The following is a 1,310-nucleotide window of genomic DNA, read 5'->3' as shown; positions in this document are numbered from 1 at the left end:
TCAGACCTTTCAGACGCCGTATCTCATCCTTCAGAGCCGCATTCTCGGCGCGAAGCCCGGCGACCTCCACCCGCAACTGCACGATCATGTCGAGCAGCCCCGCAGGGGTCAGCGTTCGAGAATCGGGTGACTCCGACATGGCCTGATGGAATCACGCCGCCCGCCAAACCGCCACCCACCCCAACCAGATACACCCGAGTCATAACGCCGCGTCCGACACCGCTGTGCTGGAGTGCACCCCCAGACTGAGACAGGGAAAATCGCGGACAGTTTCCCCGCAGGAGAGGAAACTGGGGCATGGCCGGACGGCAAAGATTTATTGATGAGGACCAAAAGCGGGAGCTGCTCCAGCGCATGGAGGCGGGCGAAACCGTCAGCAAGTTGGCAGATGAGGTCGACATCAGTCGCCAACGACTTTACGAGTGGCGTGATCACCTGAGGCTTATGGCGATCTGAAGTCACGCCGCCGTGGCCGGCCTGCCAGATCGACAACAGGACTAGACGGGGCCGCGCAGCTCCGAAGCCTTTGCGGCACTTCGAGGAAGATCAGCGCCGGAGCAGCGCTCCTGGCGAAACGGGATCTTCAAAGTCATCGAAAAGATGACGACCGGCTTGTCGCAAGGCGAATTCAACATCGATCGAATGTGCTGGCTCGCTGGTATCAGCCGCGCGAGTTATTACCGTCACTGGCTAGACTCGGCCCCTCGTCGGGCCGAGACAGGTTTGCGAGATCTCATTCAAAAGTTGGCTCTCGTAAACGCGCACTACGGTTACCGCCGGATTGGAGCCCTGTTGCGTCGGGAGGGATGGCAAGTCAATCACAAGTGCGTTTTTCGCTTGGCAGATGGAGGGGTTGCCGCCCTCCCTGGACGGCATCGCAAGTGCCAAGTTGTGGTCGATATAGGCCCCACAGAACGGAGAGGACGGCAAATGAAGGATATGATGATCGGGGTGGACTTGGCAAAGAACGTTTTCCAGCTTCACGGCGTCGATGACGGGAGAGGTGAAGTTTCGCAAGAGGCTGGCACGCGGACAGTTTTTGCGGTTCATGGCGGATCAGGCGCCGGCACTGGTGGCCATGGAGGCTTGCGGCAGCGCGCATCACTGGGCTCGCGAGCTGGTCAAGCTCGGTCACGAGATCAAGCTCATCGCGCCGCAATATGTCCGCCCCTTCGTGAAGCGCCAGAAGATGGGATGGTTGCCGCCCTCCCCAGACGGCATCGCAATGTGCCAAGGTCGTGGTGTTCAACGCCACGAAAAGGAGAGGACGGCAAATGGAAGATACAATGATCGGGGTGGACCTGGCAAAG

Annotated in this window: 1 protein-coding gene and 2 pseudogenes; all 3 read left to right on the top strand. The window is 59.7% G+C overall.

Features of this window, described 5'->3' with window-relative positions; genetic code table 11:
- Positions 1-297 precede the first annotated feature (297 nt).
- The gene (locus PU724_RS33725) at positions 298-456 is read left to right on the top strand and encodes a transposase (protein WP_354426087.1); all 159 of its coding nucleotides are present in this window, start codon (positions 298-300) and stop codon (positions 454-456) included.
- Between the two features lie 144 nt (positions 457-600).
- Positions 601-828, top strand: a pseudogene (locus PU724_RS33720) (IS3 family transposase); the annotation flags it as partial.
- Positions 829-930: 102 nt separating this feature from the next.
- A pseudogene (locus PU724_RS33715) lies at positions 931-1,189 on the top strand (IS110 family RNA-guided transposase); the annotation flags it as partial.
- Positions 1,190-1,310 lie beyond the last annotated feature (121 nt).

This window comes from Mesorhizobium abyssinicae (assembly GCF_049887195.1).
GTDB classification, from domain to species: Bacteria; Pseudomonadota; Alphaproteobacteria; order Rhizobiales; family Rhizobiaceae; genus Mesorhizobium; species Mesorhizobium abyssinicae.
The sequence above is the reverse complement of the archived record's forward strand: the minus strand, read 5'-3'. Positions and strand labels throughout refer to the sequence as shown.

Coding starts and splice junctions, on each gene's coding strand:
- PU724_RS33725 (WP_354426087.1), top strand. CDS start 298: ATGGCCGGACGGCAAAGATTTATTGATGAGGACCAAAAGCGGGAGCTG.